The sequence below is a fragment of the Nostoc sp. UHCC 0302 genome, from assembly GCF_038096175.1.
Lineage (GTDB): Bacteria > Cyanobacteriota > Cyanobacteriia > Cyanobacteriales > Nostocaceae > UHCC-0302.
In genome coordinates, this window is sequence record NZ_CP151099.1 from 6,809,096 (window position 1) to 6,829,778 (window position 20,683).

Consider the following 20,683-nt stretch of genomic DNA (forward strand, 5'->3'; position numbering starts at 1 on the left):
TCACAGTAAGTTTACGGAAATGTATTTTATCTGAAGGCAACTTTATAAAGAAGTTGTTAGCAGAGTAAGCTTATATTACCCATCTGTTCTAAGAAAATATCAGTTGTTAATGCAAAATAATGTAAGACAATTAAAAACCTCCCCGAAGTGGGGAGGTGACAAGGAAAATATTCTTAAATCCAGCAGTTAGGGTTGGGGATTGATAGGTTTGTGGAGAAGCTTAGTAATGGTTCAAGTTAATGCCAGCTTCTTTTGCCATTGCTTCCAACCCTTTGGTTTCTAGGGTTTTGATGGCTTTGGTAGACAACTTCAATCTCACCCAGCGATTTCCACTTGGCCACCAAACACGCTTGCTTTGCAGATTGGCTTGTTGAAGGCGTTTAGTACGGCGGTGGGAGTGGGAAACTGCAAAGGCGTTATTTGCCTTTTTACCAGTTAGTTCACAGCGACGAGACATAGCAATTATCTCCAGATTGTTATTTTCATACAGCCTTTCCATTTTAGGGCTTAGGCAACGGAAGTAGGAGATGAAAGATGAGGATCTCTTTTGCCTAACTATTAACTCTTAACTATTCTTACTTGCTAGCTTGTTCCGTAAGCTTTGTGAGTACTTCGTTTGAACGTTCAACGAAAGATTTCATTCCCTCAGCGTCAAAACCTTTTTGAGACATTAGCGCCAAATCGTAGACGTGTTGACAAATCAAGTTCACCAAAGGATTTGTAGGCGATTCACCATCACCTTGAATGATAGTTCCTTGGTTGAGGTTCGCTAGATTTTGAATCAGGGGGTGAGCAGTATTCACCAGCAAAATGTGGTCTTCTGGAAATTCTGTGGTCTGCTGCTGCATCATGGCGTTCATTTCTCGCAGACGACGGAGAATCTCTGGTAAAAGCACGATCGCAGGTGGTGTTCCTTGTGAATCGTCGGTTTTCAAAGCTTCGGTGCGGATGTTGAGTCTGGGTTTGTTGAGTGATTTTTCAAATAACTCTTTGATCACTTCACTGCGGGTTTTGTTGGTTTTGGGGTCAACAATTTCGCTAGCTTTATCTTGCTCTAAAAGCGTATTATCTAAGTCTGAGTCTACCCGTGTAAATTTGACATCCTGATATTCCCGCTCTAAAAAGTTAATGAAGTGGGTGTCGATGAAGGAGTCCATAAACAGGACTTCCAAGCCTTGGTTTTTATGCAGTTCTATATAAGTAGCTTGAACTGCTTCATCGGTGCTGTAAAAAACCCGGTTTTCGTGACGTTCCTTGTTACGTTCTAGGTACTCTTTCAGGGTGGTGTAGGGAGTGCTGGATGCTGAAGTTTCAGGGCTGGCTGAAGCAGAAGTCACATCTTGCCAAACATCGCCTTCTGAAGACTGTACTTCAACTGCGGGAGTTTCAGCAGCAGGTTTTTCTGAAAATTTCGCAGTCGTGCGGAAGATGATGATGTCTTCGATTTGTTTTTTGAATTTCTCGTCGTTGAGAACACCAAATTTCACAAAAGTGCCAAGGTCTTTCCAAGCGCTAATGTATTGTTCGCGGCTATCGCGGTAAAGTTCTTTGAGGCGATCGCCTACTTTCTTAGCTATGTAATCGCCAATTTTCCGCACGGTGCGATCGCCTTGCAATGCACTGCGCGATACGTTCAAAGGAATATCAGCGCTATCAATTACACCCCGCATCGGCATGAGAAATTGCGGGATAATTTCTTCACAGTTGTCGCTAACAAAAACTTGATTAGAAAATAGTTTGATTTGCCCTTTAGTGACATCAACATCTGGCTTCATTTTGGGAAAATACAAAATGCCGTTGATGATAAAGGGATAGTCAGTATTTAGATGTACCCACAACAGTGGTTCTTCCTGAAAAGGATATAGGTAACGGTAAAATTCTAAATAATCTTCTTGAGTCAAGCTACTAGGAGACTCTCGCCAAGGTGCTTTTTGCCTATTTAATACTTCACCCTCCAGTTTAATTGGCACTGGCATGAAGTCGCAGTAGGTCTTGACAAGATTTTTAATACGTGCTGATTCTAAAAACTCCTCTTCTTCTCCTTGCAGAGTGAGAGTAATGGTAGTGCCACGAGTTGTTCTGGTTGACTCTTCTAGGGTGAATTCTGGAGAACCATCGCAAGTCCAGTGAACGGCTTGCGCCCCTTCTTGATAAGAAAGGGTATCAATTTCAACTTTTTGGGCCACCATGAACGAGGAGTAAAAGCCAAGACCGAAGTGACCGATAATTGGTTGATCTGATTTGCCTTCATACTTGTGAATAAATTCTTCGGCACTAGAGAAGGCAACCTGATTGATATATTTCTTTACTTCTTCTGCGGTCATCCCGATACCATTATCGGAGATGGAAAGGGTTTTATTATTTTTTGCGATCGCAATTTCAATTTCTGGTTCGCCTATATCTCCAGCGTAATCTCCAGCGCGGGATACCATTTTCAGCTTTTGGATGGCATCTACAGCGTTGGATACCAGCTCCCGCAAGAAGATTTGGTGGTCTGAGTAGAGCGACTTCTTGATAATTGGGAAAATGTTCTCAGTATGAATACTGATAGTACCTTGTTCTAGCATGATTGGTAGTCTTTGATGTAATTATCTTGAGGACAGTGGAAATACACCCTAGTCTTCTGCTTTCAGGGATAAACCCAGAGAATGCAAAAGACCATGATACCAATTAGAATTTTAGAGGTATAGCTTAGGCGATCGTGTTTGTTTTAGAGGACTGTTTGCCCCCTAAATAGTATTCGGATTTCCCTACCGATTTGCATCTTTGATATTACGTAATATTAATTACATAATACTATAGTCATGTTAAATCATGTGTGAACAAAAAAATTCCCGACTTCTCTAAAAATTCGGGAGTCTGAGCCTTACGAATTTCACAAATCAAATAGGCTCTATCGCTTCAATCAGATCAACTCCTCCTTTTCCTTCCATAAAAAGGTTCAGTTTTGTTTAAAGATGCTTCAAACAACCAATGCGATAGTGTAACTCAGCCAAGGTAATTTTTAAGACTGCTATCAATATTAACCGTTTCTGGCGCAATATAGACGGGTCATATTTAACACAATTCCAGAAAAAATGGGTAGCAATTGAGCTTTTCTGCTTAGCAGGAGGTGCATCTAAAGCTTTAAAGGTAAGGTATTGATAGAGTTGAGCCTTACTGTACTTTTTCAAATGCTGAACAGATGCAGCTTTTGAGTGAGTAAAAGCGCGTTCAATCACTTCTAAGGATGCCACTTCTTGTCTTTTAAGATTGGTAGACATTGAGTTCGCAGATACTCTATATAATATTTGCGCTTTTGGAACTACTGTAAACTCATAGCGAGTAGCCAAGCGCAACCACATATCCCAGTCTTCGGCTGCTGGAAGTGACTCATCAAAACCACCAATCTCAGTGAAAGCTTCTTTTCGAATTAAAGGATTAGAGCCATTCTCCAAAATATTATACAGTAGGAGCTTGTTGTAAACATCACCTTTTAATGTAATCCGACTCCCAGATTTCAAGAACTTACTGTCAACATCAATATAGTCTGTCCAGCTATAGGCTACGGCAGCATTTTCGGAATCTTCTAGCGCTTTCCATTGAGCTTCTAGCTTATCAAATGTCCAGAGATCATCGGCATCAATAAAAGAAATAAATTCACCATTAGTATGAGATAAACCTCGATTACGACTAGCAGCTAAACCCGCATTGTGATACGAAAATATTTTTAATCGTAAATCAGGAATGCTTTTAACAATCTCTTCTGTCGAGTCTGTTGAGCCATCATTAATAACTAAGACTTCTAAGTCACTAACGGTTTGCTTTAAAACAGATTCAATAGTTTTCTTGATAGTCTTTTCACCATTATATACAGGAATAATGACGGATATAAGTGGCATACTTGCCTCGTTTAATTAAATAAAAATTGTAAAAGTTTAACAATCTAGAGCTACAACAAAGCTTAGATAATTTATCAAAAAGAAGAAGTTAATATTTTTCTATATGCTAAATTTTTAAATATGCTAATAAAGTACTAGTATTTGAAAAGTGTGAAAACTTCTGAAACAATGCTTGAGATTGCTCATAATTTAGTAAAGCTATTGAAATAATTTTAAACAAAATTTTTAAAAAAATTTTTGTTTTAAGCATTGATGGATCACTCTTAACAGCATTCCAGAGGAATCTAGTAGACGTTAATATGACTGCCTTCTTTTCTGAGAAACTTTCCAAGGTTTTATATAGTAAATATTTATATAAATTACTAAAACTAGACTTTTTTAGATATTGTAGAGATTGCGGAGCTTGACTAAAAGCACGTTCAATAACTTGTAAACTTGCTAATTCCATTTTCACAACATTAGAAGACATAGAATTAGGAGATACTCGATATAAAATCTGTGGATATGGTACCGTTACAAATTGATAGTGTAGAGCTAGCCGCAGCCATAAATCCCAATCTTCAGCAGGATTGAGTGATGCTTCAAACCCACCAATAGATATCAATGCCTGCTTACAAACTAGAGGATTAGAACCATTTTCTAAAAAATTTGCAAGTAAAAGCTTAGCATGAATATTACCATTTGCAGTAATGCGGCTACCTGTACGTAAAAATTTACCTTCAATATCAATGTGATCACACCAGCTGTAAGCTACAGATGCTTCGGAGTTTTCTTGCAAAGCCTTTATTTGAAATTCCAGCTTGTGTGGTGTCCAGATATCATCAGCATCAATGAAGGAAATATAATTACCATTAGCTTGTATCACTCCTCGATTGCGACTAATAGCTAGTCCAGCATTTGGATAGGAAAATACTTGCAATCGAGAATCAGAAAAGCTTTTAATAATATCTAAGGTTGAGTCTTGCGAACCATCGTTAATTACGATCAGTTCCCAATCAATAAAAGTTTGGTTTACAACTGAATTAATAGTTTCATAAATTGTTTTTTCTCCATTGTAAACCGGAAGAATTACTGATATTAATGGCATAATTAATGATAGTAAATAAACACGCTAGTTTTTAAGGGAAAATGGATCAGTCTGGATGTACCCTAGTAAAGTACTTGTATTAAATACTCGCTTAAGTTTACTAAACATCACATGAGCGTATTGACTTGGTAGAAGAATGATTACTGCAAGCTTTAAAAATACTTTAAAGATTACTCTTTTGAAGAAGATATAGGGATCAGTTCTGAGAGTTGAGATGAGAAATTTTACAGCTATCCGACTTTTGTGTCGTTCTGGCTGTCCTTCTAGTGTTCTGTAAAGTAAGTACTTGTAGAGATTGGCAAGGCAATATGGCTTAAGGTACTGTAAAGATTCGGGAGCCTGATTGAAAGCACGTTCAAGCACTTGCAAGCAAGCGGTTTCCAACTTCCAAACATCAGCAGACATTGAGTTTGTTTGAACTCTGTAGAGAACTTGTACTTTTGGTACAGCGACAAACTGATAACACGCGGCTAATCGTAGCAACAAATCCGAGTCCTGAGCATTAGTGAGTAATTCATCAAAACCACCAACGCTCATAAAGGCATCTCGGCGAATCATGACATTAGAGCCATTTCCGATAAAATCTTCTAATAAAAGATGTGGATATACATTGCCTGTTACTGCAATCGTGCTACACGTACGTAAAAATTGACCCCTTTCATCTATGCAATGAGTCCAACTATAAGCGATCGCAGTCTCAGGATTTTCTAGTAAGGCTTTATATTGTGTTTCTAATTTATCAGATGTCCAGAGATCATCACCATCTAAAAATGTAATAAATTCGCCAGTTGAATGATGTAAACCACGATTACGATTAACAGCTACATTAGCTTTAGGATAAGAAAATACTTGAAGTCGAGAGTCTTTAAAATTAGAAATAACTTTCAATGTTGAGTCTGTTGAATCTGCATTAATTATTATTAATTCAAAGAATTCAAACTTTTGCTCTAAAACAGAAATTATTGTTTCACTAATAGTTTTTTCAGTATTAAATGCTGGAATAATGACAGATACAATTGCCATAAAATAAATTATAAAATAATTTTTATATCTAACATTATCTATGTATTTTAAGATAATTGCTAATTCTTACTTCCCATACATAAAAAGGACTAATTAAAGTAGCAAAAAGTCTCTCTCTTTCACAGCTAACAACAATATCATTTTCAAGTATTGTCCGATAGCGAATATAGTATGATAGTAATTTAAATACATCTTTTATTAAGTATGCAAAAAAAGCAAAAGGTCTCTGCCAACTTTTAAGTAGTAACATCCGTAAATGAAAACGGCTTAAACCAATACCACGCATTAAGGAAATTAAATATTTTTTTTCTAATCTCCATTGGGGAATAATATGTTCTATTACCATTGCTGGATTGTACCAAATTTCCCAACCTGCTTTATGAATGTACAACATGGCTTCTGAATCTTCTCCAGCTAACATTGATGACCCAACTCTACCTACTAGAAAAAGGCGCTCGGGTACATGAGCTTTCCACACATGGGGACGCACGACTAAACCTGCACCAGGAGGAAATCCTTTTTTAGAAGGTTCATATAAAAGGGGTTTGTACCCTCTCTCATTAATAGCGAGGTAAAAAAGGATTGGTTTGAGATTTTCTGAGGGTTCAAACTCGAAAAGCCCATGAATTTGACTAGAGTATATACCAGCTTTTGGATAGTCTTGCCCAAATTTGTATGCTGAAATTACCCAATCGAGTGCAGGCAAATTATCATCATCTAAAAATCCAACCAATTCACCATGAGCTTCAATAATTGCTCTATTTCTAGCAAAAGCTAACCCTTGTTCTCTTTCAAAAGAGTAGCGTAAGGGTATATCACTTTTGCAGTTGGTTTGGTACTCTTGAATAAGTTTTGCAGTACCATCTGTACTATTATTATCAACAATAATAATTTCCCAAATGAGTTGTTCTACTCCCTGCTGGATTTGCAATCGCTCTAGGACTTTAGATAAACGGTTTTCCCCGTTGTAAGTAGGAATGGCTACAGTAAAGTCAAAGGACATAATGACGAACTGAGAATTAAGCTTAAAAAGTATGATAGTTTTATTGTTCCCAGTTAGCAGTAAAAAAATTCATCACCCATAAACTATTTGATTTTCTTATTTAAAGCGATGGGGAACAGGGGGTTAGGATTGCCTCTGGGCCGAGGAAATGTAGGAGAAAGAAAACTAAGAAAGACAGAACTGAAACAGAAGAATGCAGAAGAAGAGGAAGGTTGCCCACAAGGCACGAGGTTTCAACATCGCAGTTCTGTTAATAATATTCAGTTCTCTATGAAGATACGCTTTATTAGTAGACCCGTCTGTAGTTCCCTTGGTACGAGGGGACAGCGCCCAGAGGGTAAATAATATTTCAGTTTCACAAATAAACGCTATAACTCATTGAGGTTTACTTGAATACCTCCACACTTATCTGGAAAATAACGAGCAAGAACTTGGATTGTCTTCATAATTTGTACTAGACATGATACTAAATCTGCTTTTGCTATTTGATTCGCTGTATTCTTAATTACCCATTTCTGATTTGTGCCTTGCAGACCAATTAGGAGTAGGTAATTAAGCTTTAACTAATCATAGATTTCACGGTTCAGGCGATGATTCCAACAACTTTACACTAGTGGAACTTACTGCCACCTTAATGGCAACTTTTTTACTAAAAGACAGACCATTTTCACCCTTGTCAATAAAAATCGTGTCTCCAGAGATAAAAGTATTCTCTAATAACTTGGTAGCAAGGGGGTTTTCTATTTCTCGCTGAATTGCCCGTTTAAGGGGACGAGCGCCGTAAACTGGGTCGTAACCTGCTTCTACTAAGTAATCACAGGCAGAGGCGGATATATCAAAAGAGATTTTTTGTTCTCGCAGGAGACTTTCTACCCGCTTGAGTTGAATGCGGATGATATGCCGCATTTCGGAACGACTTAGAGTGTGGAAGAGAATTATATCATCAACCCGGTTGAGAAATTCGGGGCGGAAATGTGATCGCAAAGCATCTGTTACCCGCTTTTGCATCATTTCATATTTAGAATCATCGCCAGATACATCTAATATATGTTCGCTGCCGATGTTACTGGTCATGACAAGAACGCTGTTACGAAAATCTACTGTTCTGCCTTGAGAGTCAGTAATTCTTCCGTCATCTAATACCTGCAACAAAATATTAAACACATCGGGGTGAGCTTTTTCCACTTCGTCCAGCAGCACCACCGAATAGGGACGGCGGCGAATAGCCTCGGAAAGTTGACCACCTTCTTCATAGCCAACATATCCTGGAGGCGCTCCCACTAACCGGGAAACCGAGTGTTTTTCCATGTACTCGGACATATCTAAACGCACCAAGGCATCATCAGAATCAAAGAGAAACTGAGCTAAAGCGCGGGCGAGTTCAGTTTTACCTACGCCAGTAGGCCCCATAAACAAAAATGAACCGATGGGGCGACTGGGGTCTTTCATCCCAGCACGGGCGCGACGAATGGCTGCTGAAACGGCTGCTACAGCTTCTTCTTGTCCAATAACTCGTTGATGTAAATGACTTTCTAGTTGCAACAATTTTTGCCGTTCCGATTCCAAGAGGCGATTAACGGGGATACCTGTCCACTTGGCTACGATTTCGGCAATATCGGCTTCGGTGACTTGTTCTCGTAATAAAGCAGAACCTTGGTTTTGAATTTCTAAAAGTTTCGTTTCTTTGGCTTCGCGATCGCGCTGTACTCCTTCCAATTTGCCATACTTCAATTGAGCAGCTTTATTTAAGTCATAAGCGCGTTCTGCTTGTTCAATTTGGACTCGCAAGGCATCTTCTTCTTTCTTTAAAGCACTAATAGCCTCTAATAGTTGCTTTTCACCTTGCCATTGCTCATTAAATATTTGCTGTTTTTCTGTCAATATGGCGATTTCTTCTTTAATTCGCTGCAAACGTTCTTTAGTTTGAGGAGTACCTTTCTCTTCTCCTGCCAATGACAGCTTTTCCATTTCTAGCTGCATTAAGCGACGGTCAATAGTTTCTAATTCTGCTGGTTTTGAGGTAATTTCCATTTTTAATTGTGCAGCTGCCTCATCCACCAAATCAATCGCTTTATCTGGCAAAAAGCGGTCAGAAATGTAACGGGCTGACAGAGTTGCTGCTGCTACCAGCGCTGAATCAGAAATTTTGACGTTGTGATGAACTTCGTAGCGTTCTTTCAATCCGCGAAGAATAGAAATAGTATTTTCTACGCTGGGTTGATCTACAAATACCTGTTGAAAACGGCGTTCTAAAGCAGCATCTTTTTCAATGTGTTTCCGGTACTCATCCAGGGTGGTTGCACCAATACAACGCAGTTCTCCCCGTGCCAGCATTGGTTTAAGCAAGTTTCCTGCATCCATAGCCCCCTGTTGATTGGAACCAGCGCCAACTACAGTATGCAGTTCGTCAATAAACAGGACAATTTGACCGTTAGATTCCGTAACTTCTTTGAGGACTGCTTTCAGGCGTTCTTCAAATTCTCCTCGCAATTTTGCCCCAGCAATTAAACTGCCGATATCTAAAGAGATGAGCTGGCGGTTTTTCAGAGATTCGGGAACGTCACCGTTGACCATGCGTTGTGCTAAAGCTTCAGCGATCGCAGTTTTACCTACTCCAGGTTCACCAATCAATACTGGGTTATTTTTGCTCCGCCGTGATAATACTTGGATGACCCTACGAATTTCGTCATCCCGTCCAATAACCGGATCTAATTTACCAGCTTTTGCCTGTTCTGTGAGGTCTCTGCCAAATTTTTGTAGAGCTTCATAGCGGGATTCTGGACTTTGATCTGTCACTTTTTGGCTCCCGCGAACTGTTTTGATAGCAGTTTCTAGCTTGGTTGTATCTGCACTAAAGCTTTTGAGTATCCTTCGTCCTATGCGTTCATCCTCAGCGAAAGCCAAAAGGATGTGTTCTACAGAAATGTAGGAATCTTTCATTGTGGCTCGAATTTCTTCGGCTCGGTCTAGCATAACGTCTAAGCTACGACTAAGGTAGAGCTGATCGTTTTTACCAACTTTTGGCTGACGCTGGGTAAAAGCTTCTAGTTGTTGTTGTAAACGAATTGGATCGATTTCAGCGCGTGCGAGGATACGTATTGCTAAACTAGTGGGTTCTTCTAACAGGGCAATAATTAAATGTTCAACATCTAGTTGCTGTTGTTGATAAGCACGGACTATATCCTGAGATTTAACAATTGCTTCCCAGGCTTTATCAGTAAATTTATTAGGATCTGTAGGTTGCATCTTTAGAATTTCGGCTTTTGGATTTTTAATTTAGGTATTGGGGATTGGGCATTAGTTATTAGGGGAGAGGTAACAGGTGACAGGTGATAGGGAATAATCTACCCTGTTACCTGTTACCTATTCTCTTCTTTTATCTCCCTCATTTTTTTCATCTCCTTCATTTGCCCCTTTAGCTCTTAAGAGTCCCTAATTTCCTGATAGCGTATATCTCTGATCGTAATTTGGGGTTGGTAATTTGTGATAGTTTTATCAACCACTTATTCCCTAATTTAAAACGAAAACACTTTTGTAAGGCTACTTTGCTAAATGCTGCTATTAGAGCTTTTGTTATTAGTGTTACTCATCAACGATTGTGTGAGGGTAATAGTATAAATCTCTCGAAGTTAATCTGAGTAGCATTCTTGAGAGCAAGGGTGAGCAAAGAATAAACCGCTGTACAGGCGGGCTAGAAGCTCACGAAGAGGCAGGGAAGTAGGGGAGAATTAATTTATGGACTCCCCTTTAAGTCTAGCTACGCCTCTTTAGAAGATTATTGAGAATTACTGATTTACAAGTTGTGCTTGTGATTCTTGCTTGGCTACTGAGCCTTGAGTACTTAGTTGAATCAGTTCAACCTTATACCCATCTGGATCTTCTATAAAAGCAATTACTGTCGAGCCGTGTTTCATCGGCCCTGGTTCTCGCACGATTTTACCACCATGCTTTCGGATTTCCTCACACGTAGCGTAAATATCATCAACGCCAAGAGCAATATGGCCGTAAGCATTACCTAATTCGTACTTTTCCACCCCCCAGTTATATGTTAGTTCTATGACCGCCTCTTCGCTTTCATCGCCGTAGCCAACAAAAGCAAGGGTAAATTCTCCCCCAGGATAGTCTTTTCGCCTGAGTAATTTCATTCCCAGGACTTCGCAGTAGAACTTCAAGGATTCTTCAAGATTACCGACTCGCAGCATTGTATGTAGTAAGCGCATATTGACCTTTTCTCCGTACTCAGTTCAGTATTATTATCTGCCAACATTGGGGATTAAGGGCTGAGGACTGGGGGCTAGGGACTGGGAAAAATTGAGTGAACTCAATTGTTTTTCTTCCTAATACCTAATCACCAGTCCCCAGTAGCCAATCTCTGGAAATCTTCTTTAATCTCAGGCGAGAAAGTCTCTTAAGAGCCTATGCTAACGATTGGGTTAGGCAACTGGACTGTATGCGTAACATACTTGAACAAAGGACAAAAGTACAGATGAGTAACATTTTAGATACTGCCATTGAAGCGATCGCAGCCCGCGAAATTCTCGACTCGCGCGGTAGACCAACAATTGAAGCAGAAGTACATTTAGCCAACGGCGCCGTGGGGCTAGCACAAGTTCCCAGCGGCGCTTCTACTGGCACTTTTGAGGCACACGAACTACGTGATGGCGATAAAAGCCGTTATGGGGGCAAAGGCGTACTCAAAGCGGTGCAAAATGTTAAGGAAGTATTTGCCCCAAAATTGTTAAATTTGGATGCCCTCAACCAAGAACTAATAGACCGGACTCTTATTGCGCTGGATGGTTCGCACAATAAATCTAACTTAGGTGCTAATGCAATTTTGGCAGTTTCCCTAGCAGTAGCCAAAGCAGGTGCAGAATCTCTGGCAATTCCTCTCTATCGCTATTTGGGCGGGCCTTTAGCGAATTTATTACCTGTGCCGTTAATGAACGTAATTAACGGTGGCGCACACGCATCAAACAACGTAGATTTTCAGGAGTTTATGATTGTCCCAATTGGGGCATCTTCTTTTAAAGAAGCTTTACGTTGGGGTGCAGAGGTATTCGCTACTCTCAGCCAAGTACTGGATGAGAAGGGTTTACTTACTGGTGTTGGAGATGAAGGCGGCTTTGCCCCTAACCTAGAGTCCAATCAGGTGGCTTTGGAATTGCTAGTTGCTGCCATTAAGAAAGCTGGGTATAAGCCAGGGGAACAAGTTGCTTTGGCTTTGGATGTGGCAGCTAGTGAGTTTTACAAAGATGGACAGTATGTCTATGACGGTAAACCTCATGCTCCCGCGGAGTTTATTGATTATTTAGGGCAATTAGTTGACGAGTATCCCATTATATCAATTGAGGATGGCTTGCACGAAGAAGATTGGTCAAGTTGGCAATTGCTCACTCAGAAGTTAGTTTCACGGGTGCAGTTGGTGGGTGATGACTTGTTTGTGACTAATGCTACTCGCTTGCAAAGAGGCATTCAAGAAAAAGCAGCTAACGCCATTTTGATTAAACTCAATCAAATTGGTTCTCTCACCGAAACCTTGGAAACCATTGACTTGGCAACTCGCAACGGTTTCCGCTCAGTCATTAGCCATCGTTCTGGTGAAACCGAAGACACGACTATTGCCGATTTAGCCGTAGCCACCCGTGCTGGTCAAATCAAAACGGGTTCTCTGTGTCGTAGTGAACGGGTAGCAAAATACAATCGCTTGCTGCGAATTGAAGACGAACTAGGCGATCGCGCTATATATGCTGGTGCTGTGGGTTTAGGGCCTAAGTAGGGAATAGGGAATAGGTTACAGGTATATCTCCTGTACCCTGTCCCCTGTCCCCTTTCCCCTAATTAAGGATAAAACCCCAACTTTGGCAACCCCAAAGTTTCATCCCAGTCCATCATCAGGTTGAGACACTGAATAGCTTGACCCGCCTGTCCTTTAATTAGGTTGTCAATTGCTGACATGACAATTACACGACCAGTACGCGGGTCTACTTCTAAACCGATATAGCAAAGGTTGCTCCCAGTTGCCCACTTGGTTTGTGGATAAATGCCGCTATCACAAACTTTTATCCAAGGAGAGTTGCGGTAGAAAGCATTATAAATGGTGATTAAGTCATCTCTTACTAAACCGGGATCACGCAATGTGGCGTATACGGTTGCTAAAGTCCCGCGCACCATCGGAACGAGGTGTGGTGTAAATTGGATGGTGAGTTCATGACCAGCTAAATCACTACAAATTTGCTCAATTTCTGGGGTATGACGGTGACGCCCAATACTATAGGCTGCTAGGGAGTTGTCTGCTTCGGCTAGCAACAAGTTCACTTTGGCTTGGCGTCCACCGTCAGATGTGCCTGACTTGGCATCAATAATGGCTGTTTCTGGCACGATTAAGCCTTGCTTCAAAAGTGGCGAAAGTGCTAAGAGGCTGGCGGTGGGATAGCAACCGGGACAACCAATTAGCTGGGCTTCGGAAATGCGATCGCGATACAGTTCTGGTAATCCATAAACCGCTGTAGCAGCAATTGCGTGATCGTTCCTCTGTGTGCCATACCAAGCTGTATAAGTTGTCAAATCACTGAACCGATAGTCTGCACTCAGATCCAGCACTTTACATTCTTTTTCCAAAAGTTTGGGTGCAATTTGGCAAGCTAGACCATTGGGTAGAGAAAGAAATACTACTTCACAGCGGGAAGCAATTATTTCTGGCTCTACCGCCTCTATTGGCAGGTTAACTGCATGAGCCAGATGCGGATAGAGTGATGCTAAGGATTTCCCGGTGTTGCTCTCACCGCCTAAATAAACCAGTTCAACTTCTGGATGATCCATCAGCAGTCTGACTAACTGTACTCCTCCATAACCTGACGCGCCAACAATCCCAACGGGTACGCGTCTCAATTTGCCCATGATCTGAAATCCTTATCCCATGAATGGTTAATTCGTTCTCAGCTATCAACAATATCAGCGACCAGACGCATAGCACACAAAAGTCCAAAATCCCAAGTCCAAAACTTTTTGACGCTTGAACGCTAGTTGCTTTAAGTCGGCAGAGTCCTTCGGGTGACGCTCGTTCCGACGCTCCTTCGTCGCTAACGCTGCGCTAACAGCAGTCCCTTTACTTGGGGAGACCCCATCGGGCTGCTTCACCGCACGTGTGGCTGCACTCACCGCCTAACGCACTGGCTCTTCTTGACCTTTGACATCAGATTGTGAGTGTTTGAAGGCCCCTGCACTTTAGTACTAAACCATAATTTTTAACGGCAGAAATTTTCGCCATGTTATCAAATCATTGCTAGTCTACTTCTCCGTCCCATAAAGGAGCTACAATCTAAAAGAAGAAATTGTTAAAAAAATTAACGTTGGTAGCTGGAAATCTTTCTGTGTCACAGCCTAAGACTACCCAAGCCTTTCAATTTGATCCAATTGATGCCGCCTTAGCAGACCTAAAAGCTGGTCGCGTCATTGTGGTCGTAGATGATGAAAATAGAGAAAATGAGGGCGACCTGATTTGTGCTGCCCAATTTGCCACGCCTGACATGATTAATTTCATGGCGGTGGAGGCCAGAGGGTTGATTTGTTTGGCAATGACAGGCGATCGCCTTGATGAACTAGACTTACCATTGATGGTAAGCAATATTACAGATACTAACCAAACTGCCTTCACTGTCAGCATTGATGCTGGCCCGCAGTTGGGTGTAACCACTGGTATCTCAGCGGAAGACCGCGCCCGCACCATTCAGGTGACTCTTAACCCAGCTACAAAACCTACAGATTTACGTCGTCCTGGTCACATTTTCCCGATTCGAGCCAAGGAAGGAGGCGTGCTTAAGCGGGCAGGACATACGGAAGCAGCTGTTGACTTAGCTCGGTTAGCTGGATTATATCCTGCTGGGGTAATTTGTGAAATTCAAAACCCCGATGGTTCAATGGCGCGGTTGCAACAGTTAATTGAATATGCTAAAAATCACAATCTAAAAATTATTAGTATTGCGGATTTAATCAGTTATCGCTTACAGCACGATCGCTTAGTGTATCGTGAAGTTGTAACCAAGCTGCCAAGTCAGTTTGGTCAGTTTGAAATTTACGCCTACCGCAATACCCTAGACAATACAGAACACGTAGCCGTTGTCAAGGGTAATCCAGCTAATTTTAAAGATGAGCCAGTTATGGTGCGGATGCATTCAGAATGCTTAACTGGTGACGCTTTGGGTTCTTTGCGCTGTGACTGTAGAATGCAGCTACAAGCAGCACTGAAGATGATTGAGAATGCAGGGCAAGGTGTAATTGTTTACCTTCGGCAAGAAGGACGAGGAATAGGTTTGGTCAATAAGCTCAAAGCCTACTCTTTACAGGATATGGGACTGGATACAGTAGAGGCAAACGAGCGTTTGGGATTTCCCGCCGACCTGCGCGACTACGGCATGGGGGCGCAAATACTCATGGATTTGGGCGTCAAAAAGATTCGCTTAATTACCAATAATCCCCGTAAAATTGCTGGGGTTAAGGGCTACGGCTTAGAAGTAGTCGATCGCGTACCGCTGTTGATTGAAGCGAATGACTATAACACTTATTACCTAGCGACGAAAGCGAAAAAGCTCGGTCATATGCTGTTACAGACTTATCTGGTAACAGTAGCCATCCAGTGGCAAGATGATCCAGAGGCTGTAACTGAACGCTATGAACGCTTAGAGAAATTGCGGCATTTAGCAAGAAGTAGCGATTTATTGTTGCAAGAAGAAGCGCGTCCATTAGGGCTGGCCTTATTTAACAATCCATCGCTGACGGTACACTTGGGTTTTGATCAACCAAAAGTTGCTAGCTGTGATTGGTATAAACAAAGTGGTCATCCTTACCTGCAAGCGATCTTCCAAATTTTGGACAACCTAGTAAATGTACCTTACATCCAGAAGTTAGAATTCTTGATTTCTTCTGGTAGTGATCCGCTGATTAATTTGCAAGTCCAACTAGATCGGCAGACATTCTCGGATGGTACACTGCCTTCATCGATTAGCGATCGCTTAGAGACTCAGCAAATTTATAGCTTTAGCAAGACGGAGTAGAGACGCGATTAACCCTTGTCTGTACAAGAGTTAGAATTGTGATTTTTTTGACTGCTTTTATTTATTTACCCGATAAATTGGTCTTACCTGACGATAGGCATGAAGTAAGTTTAGGAATTTATCGCCATCAAAATTTATCGGGTCAATTTTTTGACCAGAACGGTCTACGAGATGGTGGGTAGTGATGCGATCGTCTGGGACTTGACTTTGAGCAATTAACCAAGCCAGAGAATTATATTGAGCCTCGGTGTAGCCGCTATGAGTTAAGGGGTTAGTACTTTCATAACTGTCTGGCGGTGTTTCTAAAGAAACGTGATAAGCAAAATTATTCACAGACGGAGGCAAATTCGGATTAGTCTGTACAGTTTCTACTCCATTGAAACCCTCAAATACTGAATTAGCTGCACCAAAAGCTCGTTTTTCTGGCGGTACTAGATAAACAACTGTCCCGTCTAACTTGACTAAACTGTGGTAACTCGCTTGCACAGTTTCATCATTATGGGGTGTTTGAAAAAAATTAATGGCGCTGGAAGCAGAATAACTCGTTTCATGGAGTACTATAATCGGCTCGTTATTGAGAGGAATACCATTTATATCTTTGGTGTACCGTTCTCCATAATTGCTTGGGTTAACTGAAGCAATTTCATAATTAGGTTTGTACTTTGCAAAAGCTACAGTGGTAATGTACCTTGCTACAGTCTGGTTTGTCTGGACTGGGGATTGGTTAATATTTTGTGATTGGCGCTTTTGGTTGTTTGCTGACTGTAATTGCGCCTGTGGATATTGACTCCAAGTTGTAATCTCTGGGTTTGATATTGTTGTATTAGTTTGTAGTTGTTTGGCTTTCCCAGCAAATAGCACCAAAATTAAAGCGGCGAACATTAGAGAAATTAGTAGCACCCTGGTGGCCCAGTTGACAGACCTCATATTTTTAATACTGATAAAATAGCTGGTATTAATCTTAATATCTTAATTTTAAGTAAAAATAGGCTACCAGTATACAGCCATTATATTTGATTTGTAAAAATTGAAAGTTTTAGAATCCTTGTTTCTCTAAAAAACTGGAATTCTTGTTTATTTCAAGTGATTTAGGACTGCTATCTCTGCGAATACTAAGTACTTATTTCAGGCGCTTCCTCTGTCTTTAGAACTATTTATATTATGTCCGCTAAATTATACCAATTCAATTAATGATTGCAACAAGACGCGATTCATCGCGTCTCTACAAATGGTTTATTTTTAAAATATAACAATGGTATTAGCGCTTATATTGTGCAGCGTGATGTTCACACAACCATAAATAATGTCCCTCTGGTGTCAAGACCTTTTTTAATCCACCCCAGTGTTGCTGTGGATCTTTTTCTTCTAACAGTTGGCGCAAGGCACGCAAAGCAGCACCATCGGCACGTTCTGGATCTAAATCTCCATCTCTAGTAATTTTGTCTGCTAATTCTAAATCTTCAGATGCTTCCATTTCTGGTAATTTTGCTGCTAGTTCTTTAAATAGTTCTAAGTCATTTTTAAATAAGGTTTCATATTCTTTGGGATCTACTACACCTAGCCAAGGGCCAACTATTGGTGCTGCAAATTTCAATACGCGGAATAATTTACTAATATAGGGTGCAGTTACTCTCAACCATTTGGCTGGTTCATTTATTTCATATAAACCGCCTTCTTGGGTAGGATGCCAACAGCCTGGAGCTTGACAATAAAGTTGTAAATCTAATTTTTGTCCGGCTATAGCTTGCTTCCAAGCTTTACCCCCATGTGGACGCAAAACAAAGATATTGGGACAATGAGAATCTATTTTTGATTGTTCGCGGCGGAATCCATTGGTAAATTCTCGTTGTGTTAGTTCTAGAAGGTTTTCTAGTTTGTCTTTAATCTCATCATTACCTTTATCAACTCTATTCTTTAAATCGTTGAGACTATCTAAAACTGCATCTTGTTTAGTCCAATACAATCCCTGCAAGAGTGCTGTTACTGATACATCTTCATCTTCTGTAGCTTCTGGGCATTCAATTGTTAGTTTCTGTTTTTGCAATCGCTTTTGTACTTGTTCGTAGTCAAATTCGTGGGTGCAAGGTTTTCCATTGTGACCAAGACAGGGTATTTTGCGTTGAATTTGTAATCCTGGAAACCGTTCGAGTGTCTTTTCAATACCATCTTTGAGAAGTACAAAGAAATTCAGCGGGTATGCTCCTCGGACTGTTAATTGTAGGTAGCGTTCATGAGGAAATGCTTGGACTAAAGCTAAATGCTTTGGCTCTGGTGTATCAGCAAAAAGAACCCCATTCCGCCAATGGGTGTTTGTTGTGAAGCGGTGTTGACGCGCAATAAACCATGTGGGAATACCCGCAGGAATGGTATTGAGTTGGAATTTCATTGAGATTTCATGACACTCGCCTGTTTGTTTGATTTGCTGCCATTTCTGTTGGTAATTAGGCGCCTCGAAAGGCAAACGTTCAACAACTAAACTGATATCCCGATTTTCTTGAGTGCGGTAAGAAAGGTCAAAACGCTCCATTAGGTGCAGGAAGTGGTCGCGCGTTGATGGCTCTAAGTCGCGCCAAAGTTTAGCCATTTCCTGACGGGTGAAGATGCCAACACGCTTAATTACTTCTTCGCTTTCCAGCACTTTGCTGATATATTCTGTTACCCACTGGGGTTTGAGGATAACGGTATCGTTGAGTTCTTCGTTGTCTTGGAAGTAGAGAATTTCGCCTAATTCATGTAGCCATCGCGCCAACACTTCTTTACTGATGTCAGCAACTTTGTATTCAGCCATGATGTCCCACAATTGTTGTGGGGTGATTTGTTTTTTTGGCTGGGAACGGATGGCATTGGCAGCATTCAACCAAGTGGTAGGCCAGATTTCACCCATTAAGGGTAACTTGGCAGCTGCTTCTGCAATTGTCTGCCGAAGTTCTTCAATGCCGAGGTGGATTTTAGAGCTAATTTTACAGGGTTCGATAATCTGGGGATATTTGCGGCGTAACTCAGTGATGGGAAGGTCTGCATCTCGCTCGTCGATGTGGGTGGCGACAAGTAAAATCGGAGATTCTGGGGCTAAGGCTTTGATTGTATCTAGCCAGTAGTAGAGTTTACCTTGCTCAAATCCCAGTCGGGCATTCCAGGCGAGTAAGAATAGTGAGCGGTTGGTAAGAAAGAATTGATGGGTGGCGTGATAGATTTCTTGTCCACCAAAGTCCCAGGTGTTCAGATGCATTCTTGTATCTGCTTTTGTGGGATGAGCTAGTTCAAAGGTTTTAATTTCAATGCCGTGGGTGGTGGATTCTTGGATATCAAACTTTTCACCGCATAATACTCTTAATAAGGATGTCTTACCCACACCCCCTTCACCAACAACTAGCAATTTGGAAACCCACTGCTGTTGACTACCCTCTAACCATTCTCGAAGATAAGTCAAAATCGCCTGCGTTCCCTGCTTGACAATCTCAGGTGGCGGTGAGGTTAATTGTGGATTGTTAAAGAGGGATAGCGTTGTCAAGTTAGAGAGTTGGCTGATTTCTAGCGGCAGACTGCCGAGTTGATTGTTATGGAGAAATAGCTCTGTCAAGTTGGAGAGTTGGCTGATTTCTGGCGGCAGACTGCTGAGTTGATTTTTATCGAGACATAGCCTAGTCAAGTTAGAGAGTTGGTTGATTTCTAGCGGCAGGCTACTGAGTTGATTTTTATCTAGGTATAGCGTTATCAAGTTGGAGAGTTGGCTGATTTCTGGCGGCAGGCTGCTGAGTTGATTGTTAGCGAGGGATAGCCATATCAAGTTGGAGAGTTGGCTGATTTCTGGCGGCAGGCTGCTGAGTTGATTGTTATGAAGGAATAGCGTTGTCAAGTTGGAGAGTTGGCTGATTTTTGGTGGCAGGCTGCTGAGTTGATTGTTACCGAGGTCTAGCCCTGTCAAGTTGGAGAGTTGGCTGATTTCTGGCGGCAGGCTGCTGAGTTGATTGTTATCGAGGTCTAACCATATCAAGTTGGAGAGTTGGCTGATTTCTGGCGGCAGGCTACTGAGTTGATTATTATTGAGTTCTAGTGTTGTCAAGTTGGAGAGTTGGCAGACTTCTGGCGGCAGGCTGCTGAGTTGATTGTTATTGAGGTCTAGCGTTGTCAAGTTAGAGAGTTGGCAGATTTCTGGCGGCAGGCTGCTGAGTTGCTTTTCACTTAGGTCTAACTCGGTTGCTTTTTCCTGAGCAGCTTGTTCAATAATTTGCAACAGTTCTTCGTTTGTCACCTGCAAACCTCACCAACTCTGTAGCGTTATTTACCAGAATAGTGTATCGCAGGGAATGGGGCATCGGGCATCCCTTCGGCTTCTCTGCGATACGCTACGCGAACGCTCAGGGCAAGTGGGCGTTGGGCATGGGGGCTAGATTAATGTATTTATCTATGATGAGAACTGGTTTGATGTTTAAATTAGCTGGGTGCGATCGCCTATTCAAAAAAGACACTCGTTACATGGCATACATTAAAAATAGTCAGCCCACTTGAGCAGAGCAAAATCCATCTCTACAATCCCGTTCACAAGTATAAAAGACTCGCCGACGAGTATCAAAGACTCGTTGACGAAGCTCAGAGGTTCATTCACGAAGCTCAGGGGTTCATTCACGAAGCTCAGAGG

15 protein-coding genes are annotated in these 20,683 nt (G+C 41.4%); 3 read left to right on the forward strand and 12 right to left on the reverse strand.

Features of this window, described 5'->3' with window-relative positions:
• Positions 1-220: 220 nt before the first annotated feature.
• From rpmB to gloA, 8 genes are all read right to left on the reverse strand, one after another.
• Positions 221-457, reverse strand: coding sequence for a 50S ribosomal protein L28 (gene rpmB, locus WKK05_RS29435; protein ID WP_341526553.1), 237 nt, complete (start codon positions 455-457; stop codon positions 221-223).
• Positions 458-575: 118 nt separating this feature from the next.
• A complete protein-coding gene (htpG, locus tag WKK05_RS29440; protein WP_341526554.1) occupies positions 576-2,567 on the reverse strand; it encodes a molecular chaperone HtpG in 1,992 nt (663 codons plus the stop codon).
• A 384-nt stretch (positions 2,568-2,951) separates the two neighbouring features.
• Complete coding sequence (locus tag WKK05_RS29445; RefSeq protein WP_341526555.1) at positions 2,952-3,881, reverse strand: glycosyltransferase; 930 nt, start codon at positions 3,879-3,881, stop codon at positions 2,952-2,954.
• Positions 3,882-3,987: 106 nt separating this feature from the next.
• The gene (locus tag WKK05_RS29450; protein ID WP_341526556.1) at positions 3,988-4,968 is read right to left on the reverse strand and encodes a glycosyltransferase; all 981 of its coding nucleotides are present in this window, start codon (positions 4,966-4,968) and stop codon (positions 3,988-3,990) included.
• Positions 4,969-4,992: 24 nt separating this feature from the next.
• Positions 4,993-5,991, reverse strand: a complete 999-nt coding sequence (locus tag WKK05_RS29455) for a glycosyltransferase (RefSeq protein ID WP_341526557.1) — start codon at positions 5,989-5,991, stop codon at positions 4,993-4,995.
• 34 nt (positions 5,992-6,025) lie between these two features.
• Positions 6,026-6,994 carry a hormogonium polysaccharide biosynthesis glycosyltransferase HpsE gene (hpsE, locus tag WKK05_RS29460; protein WP_341526558.1) on the reverse strand — a complete coding sequence of 323 codons (969 nt, stop codon included), beginning with the start codon at positions 6,992-6,994 and terminating at the stop codon, positions 6,026-6,028.
• 576 nt (positions 6,995-7,570) lie between these two features.
• Positions 7,571-10,240 (reverse strand): ATP-dependent chaperone ClpB, encoded by a 2,670-nt coding sequence (gene clpB, locus WKK05_RS29465; protein ID WP_341526559.1) that lies wholly within the window; start codon positions 10,238-10,240, stop codon positions 7,571-7,573.
• A 539-nt stretch (positions 10,241-10,779) separates the two neighbouring features.
• Positions 10,780-11,214: a lactoylglutathione lyase gene (gene gloA, locus WKK05_RS29470; RefSeq protein ID WP_341526560.1), complete on the reverse strand. Its 435-nt coding sequence runs from the start codon at positions 11,212-11,214 to the stop codon at positions 10,780-10,782.
• Between the two features lie 266 nt (positions 11,215-11,480).
• Between gloA and eno the strand changes: the two genes are divergently transcribed.
• Positions 11,481-12,770 carry a phosphopyruvate hydratase gene (gene eno, locus WKK05_RS29475; protein WP_341526561.1) on the forward strand — a complete coding sequence of 430 codons (1,290 nt, stop codon included), beginning with the start codon at positions 11,481-11,483 and terminating at the stop codon, positions 12,768-12,770.
• A gap of 62 nt (positions 12,771-12,832) precedes the next feature.
• Here the strand turns inward: eno and argC are convergent, their stop codons facing one another.
• A complete protein-coding gene (gene argC / locus WKK05_RS29480) occupies positions 12,833-13,891 on the reverse strand; it encodes an N-acetyl-gamma-glutamyl-phosphate reductase (RefSeq protein WP_341526562.1) in 1,059 nt (352 codons plus the stop codon).
• A 54-nt stretch (positions 13,892-13,945) separates the two neighbouring features.
• Positions 13,946-14,152, reverse strand: a complete 207-nt coding sequence (locus tag WKK05_RS29485) for a hypothetical protein (RefSeq protein ID WP_341526563.1) — start codon at positions 14,150-14,152, stop codon at positions 13,946-13,948.
• Between the two features lie 212 nt (positions 14,153-14,364).
• Here WKK05_RS29485 and ribBA point away from each other — a divergent pair, with 212 nt between their 5' ends.
• On the forward strand, positions 14,365-16,044 hold the full coding sequence (gene ribBA, locus WKK05_RS29490; protein WP_341526564.1) for a bifunctional 3,4-dihydroxy-2-butanone-4-phosphate synthase/GTP cyclohydrolase II: 1,680 nt from the start codon (positions 14,365-14,367) through the stop codon (positions 16,042-16,044).
• A 57-nt stretch (positions 16,045-16,101) separates the two neighbouring features.
• Here the strand turns inward: ribBA and WKK05_RS29495 are convergent, their stop codons facing one another.
• Positions 16,102-16,971, reverse strand: coding sequence for a peptidoglycan recognition family protein (locus WKK05_RS29495; RefSeq protein ID WP_341526565.1), 870 nt, complete (start codon positions 16,969-16,971; stop codon positions 16,102-16,104).
• A 331-nt stretch (positions 16,972-17,302) separates the two neighbouring features.
• Positions 17,303-20,296 carry a COR domain-containing protein gene (locus tag WKK05_RS29500; protein ID WP_341526566.1) on the reverse strand — a complete coding sequence of 998 codons (2,994 nt, stop codon included), beginning with the start codon at positions 20,294-20,296 and terminating at the stop codon, positions 17,303-17,305.
• Here WKK05_RS29500 and WKK05_RS29505 point away from each other — a divergent pair.
• The gene (locus WKK05_RS29505) at positions 20,290-20,553 is read left to right on the forward strand and encodes a hypothetical protein (protein ID WP_341526567.1); all 264 of its coding nucleotides are present in this window, start codon (positions 20,290-20,292) and stop codon (positions 20,551-20,553) included. The genes WKK05_RS29500 and WKK05_RS29505 overlap by 7 nt on opposite strands.
• Positions 20,554-20,683: the final 130 nt, after the last annotated feature.

Coding starts and splice junctions, on each gene's coding strand:
- rpmB (WP_341526553.1), bottom strand. CDS start 457: ATGTCTCGTCGCTGTGAACTAACTGGTAAAAAGGCAAATAACGCCTTT.
- htpG (WP_341526554.1), bottom strand. CDS start 2,567: ATGCTAGAACAAGGTACTATCAGTATTCATACTGAGAACATTTTCCCA.
- WKK05_RS29445 (WP_341526555.1), bottom strand. CDS start 3,881: ATGCCACTTATATCCGTCATTATTCCTGTATATAATGGTGAAAAGACT.
- WKK05_RS29450 (WP_341526556.1), bottom strand. CDS start 4,968: ATGCCATTAATATCAGTAATTCTTCCGGTTTACAATGGAGAAAAAACA.
- WKK05_RS29455 (WP_341526557.1), bottom strand. CDS start 5,991: ATGGCAATTGTATCTGTCATTATTCCAGCATTTAATACTGAAAAAACT.
- hpsE (WP_341526558.1), bottom strand. CDS start 6,994: ATGTCCTTTGACTTTACTGTAGCCATTCCTACTTACAACGGGGAAAAC.
- clpB (WP_341526559.1), bottom strand. CDS start 10,240: ATGCAACCTACAGATCCTAATAAATTTACTGATAAAGCCTGGGAAGCA.
- gloA (WP_341526560.1), bottom strand. CDS start 11,214: ATGCGCTTACTACATACAATGCTGCGAGTCGGTAATCTTGAAGAATCC.
- eno (WP_341526561.1), top strand. CDS start 11,481: ATGAGTAACATTTTAGATACTGCCATTGAAGCGATCGCAGCCCGCGAA.
- argC (WP_341526562.1), bottom strand. CDS start 13,891: ATGGGCAAATTGAGACGCGTACCCGTTGGGATTGTTGGCGCGTCAGGT.
- WKK05_RS29495 (WP_341526565.1), bottom strand. CDS start 16,971: ATGAGGTCTGTCAACTGGGCCACCAGGGTGCTACTAATTTCTCTAATG.